3 protein-coding genes are annotated in these 3221 nt (G+C 47.4%); all 3 read left to right on the top strand.

Annotated elements, in window-relative coordinates:
* The first annotated feature begins 53 nt into the window (after window positions 1-53).
* The 3 genes from ACXLDX_RS13995 to cydB are packed head-to-tail and all read left to right on the top strand — an operon-like array spanning window position 54 to window position 2966.
* Window positions 54-281, top strand: coding sequence for a DUF4492 domain-containing protein (locus tag ACXLDX_RS13995; RefSeq protein ID WP_457577807.1), 228 nt, complete (start codon window positions 54-56; stop codon window positions 279-281).
* 17 nt (window positions 282-298) lie between these two features.
* Window positions 299-1831, top strand: coding sequence for a cytochrome ubiquinol oxidase subunit I (locus tag ACXLDX_RS13990; RefSeq protein WP_457577806.1), 1533 nt, complete (start codon window positions 299-301; stop codon window positions 1829-1831).
* Window position 1832: 1 nt separating this feature from the next.
* Window positions 1833-2966 carry a cytochrome d ubiquinol oxidase subunit II gene (gene cydB / locus ACXLDX_RS13985; RefSeq protein WP_457577805.1) on the top strand — a complete coding sequence of 378 codons (1134 nt, stop codon included), beginning with the start codon at window positions 1833-1835 and terminating at the stop codon, window positions 2964-2966.
* Window positions 2967-3221: the final 255 nt, after the last annotated feature.

Here is a 3221-nt window from a genome sequence, read left to right as displayed (position 1 = left end):
GTGGAATTTAGAAAATATGTCCCCTGTCGGGATATGGAGTTTGAGGTTCTGTCATGGTAAAGGAGTATCCCGTAAAACTGTTCAGGTTTTATCGAGATGGGTTTCGCAGGATGACTGTTGGTAAAACCCTGTGGAAAATCATAATCATCAAACTGATAATTATGTTTGCTGTTTTAAAACTGTTTTTCTTTCCCAATTATCTCAATACTGCTTTTTCGACAGATCAACAAAGGGCCGACCATGTCATCGACCAGCTGACAAGGCCGGTAGCCAAAAATTAAAAACGGAGGATGCTGTAATGAGTGAAATTGATCTGGGCATGGTGAACTGGGCAAGGGCACAGTTCATCCTGACAGCAATGTATCACTGGATTTTTGTCCCCTTGACGCTGGGACTGTCATTTCTTTGCGCCTTTTTTGAAACCATGTACGTGAAGAGTGGCAAGGAAGAATGGAAGATTCTGACAAAATTCTGGATGACGCTGTTCGGAATAAATTTCGCGATTGGTGTTGCTACAGGAATAATCCTGGAATTCCAGTTCGGTACCAACTGGTCCAATTATTCATGGATGGTCGGGGATATTTTTGGTGCCCCTCTGGCAATTGAAGGTATTCTGGCCTTTTTCCTGGAAGCGACTTTTTTCGCCGTCATGTTTTTCGGCTGGAACAGAACTTCAAAGGGGTTTCACCTTTTTTCCACCTGGATGGTTGCCATCGGTTCCAACCTTTCAGCTTTGTGGATTCTGGTTGCCAATGCCTGGATGCAGAGGCCAGTGGGTATGGCTTTCAATCCTGAGAGTGCCCGGTTTGAGATGCAGAATTTCTGGGAGATTCTCTTTTCTCCGGTGGCTATTGCCAAATTCACCCATACAACCAGTTCCAGTTTTGTTGTGGGGTCTCTTTTCGTCATTACAGTTTCCTCATATTATCTCCTCAAGGGACGTCATGTAGGCATGGCCAAGAAATCCATTATTGTTGCCTCGGTCTTTGGCCTGCTCTCGTCACTCTTCACGGCCTTCACCGGGGATGAATCTGCATTCGCGAACGGGACGTACCAGCCCATGAAGCTCGCTGCCTATGAGGGCCTGTATGAGGGTGCCAGGGGTGCTGATATCGTGGCGTTCGGGGTTTTGACCAGTGGCAAGCGGCTGGGTGACGGTCAGAAGCCGTTTGCTTTTGAAATATCACTGCCAAAAGGGCTTTCAATTCTTGCCAAGCGGGAGTTAAACGGGTTTGTGCCCGGAATCAAGGACCTCGTTTATGGCAATGAGGCGGAAGGTATTGTACCGGCCTCGGTCAAGATCGAAAAGGGCAAGGCTGCCATTGCTGATCTTGCAGCAATCAAGGCGGCCGACAAGGCAGGAGACATGGAAGCAAAAGCTGCTGCCCTGGAGCGGTTCAAGGTGAATCAGGACTACCTTGGTTTCGGTTACCTGGATTCCCCGGAAGAACTTGTACCTCCGGTAGCCTCCTCCTATTATTCTTTCCATGGCATGGTGTATCTGGGTTCCTTTTTCATCCTTCTGTTGATGCTTTATCTTTATTTTTCCTACAAGGAAAATCTTGAAGACAAGACCTGGCTGCTGGTTCTCGGTTTCTTTTCATTCTTTCTGGCACTGATTGCCTCGGAACTGGGCTGGGTTGTAGCCGAGGTGGGGCGTCAACCGTGGGCCATTCAGGACCTGATGCCCGTAAAGGTGGCGACTACCAATATTGCCAAGGGTAATGTCATCGCGACTTTTTCGATTTTCTTTTTGTTGTTTGCCGTACTGCTGATAGCAGAAGTTAAAATAATGCTCAAGCAGATAAAAACAGGACCGGAGGGTGTATAAAATGATTGGGAATCTGGATTTAATGACACTACAGCAGATCTGGTGGATTATCTGCTCGGTTGTGGGAGCCCTCTTTCTCTTTCTGACCTTTGTGCAGGGAGGACAGACCCTGCTCTGGCAGGTTGCGGGAGATGAGGTGGAGCGATCCCTGGTAATAAACTCACTGGGCAGGAAATGGGAGCTGACCTTCACCACCCTGGTTCTTTTCGGCGGGGCACTTTTTGCGGCTTTCCCGAAATTCTATGCCACCAGTTTCGGCGGGGCATACTGGGTATGGATGCTGATTCTTTTTACCTTTATCGTTCAGGCCGTGAGTTATGAATATCGTACAAAGCCGAGTAACTTCCTGGGGGAAAAGGTGTATGAACTTTTTCTTTTTATTAATGGTTCAGTGGGCATTCTCCTGATCGGTGCGGCTGTCGGTACCTTTTTTACAGGCTCAAATTTTACTTTGAACAGCCTGAATCAGGTAGTGTGGACAAATGCTCTTCGAGGTGTGGAAGCCGCCTTTTCCTTTTTTAACCTGGCCCTGGGGTTGTTTCTTGTGCTGAATGCCCGGACCCTCGGTGCCATGTACCTGGTCAATAATATAGATTTTTCCGAAGCCCCGAACCTTGAAACACGTCTGCGTAAAGCCTGTCTGCAGAATTTTCTTTACTCCCTGCCGTTTCTCCTCTATGTGCTGGTGGCTCTTCTCATCATTGACGGTTACGGTTTTGACGAGAACGGGGTTGTCAGTATGGTATCCTATAAATACCTGGGAAATCTGCTGGCCATGCCGGTAGTACTGGGCATGCTGCTTGTCGGTATTATTCTGGTTATTATGGGGGTTCTGCGAACCGGTCTTGCCACAAGCACAAAAGGTATCTGGTTTGGCGGTCTCGGCACGGTATTTGTGGGGCTTGCGATCTTTTTCACGGCGGGGTTCAATAATACGGCCTTTTATCCGTCAAAGGTGGATCTGCAGTCCAGTCTCACTATTTACAATGCTTCTTCAAGCCATTTCACTCTGACGGCGATGACTTATGTCGCCTTTATGATTCCAGGTGTTCTGGCCTATGTCACCTATGTCTGGAGTCAGATGGATTCGAAGAAAATCGGCATGAGTGATATCAATGATGAAAAGGCCTATTAGCCGCATGGCTGGACTCTGTGGTCAGACTTAAAAAAACGATGAAATTCCGGCTGCGGCGGTACTGCCCTCAGCCGGAGATTTACAGATAAACCGGCATGGCCGGACTTAATGGCTCAGCCACAAAAAACTATCTGATTACGTATGAAACTCAGCCTGTTATTTGTGAGTCTGGGGATTGGGCCTGTTTTATCAGGCGTATTTCAAAAATCACATTAGACTGATTATAAAATGATCTGGACTGACACTTTTTCATTT

Source organism: Desulfomarina sp. (genome assembly GCF_054039375.1).
The sequence above is the reverse complement of the archived record's forward strand: the minus strand, read 5'-3'. Positions and strand labels throughout refer to the sequence as shown.

Bases quoted from the DNA above. Each gene is read 5' to 3' on its own strand.
- ACXLDX_RS13995 (WP_457577807.1), top strand. From the start codon at position 54: ATGGTAAAGGAGTATCCCGTAAAACTGTTCAGGTTTTATCGAGATGGG.
- ACXLDX_RS13990 (WP_457577806.1), top strand. From the start codon at position 299: ATGAGTGAAATTGATCTGGGCATGGTGAACTGGGCAAGGGCACAGTTC.
- cydB (WP_457577805.1), top strand. From the start codon at position 1,833: ATGATTGGGAATCTGGATTTAATGACACTACAGCAGATCTGGTGGATT.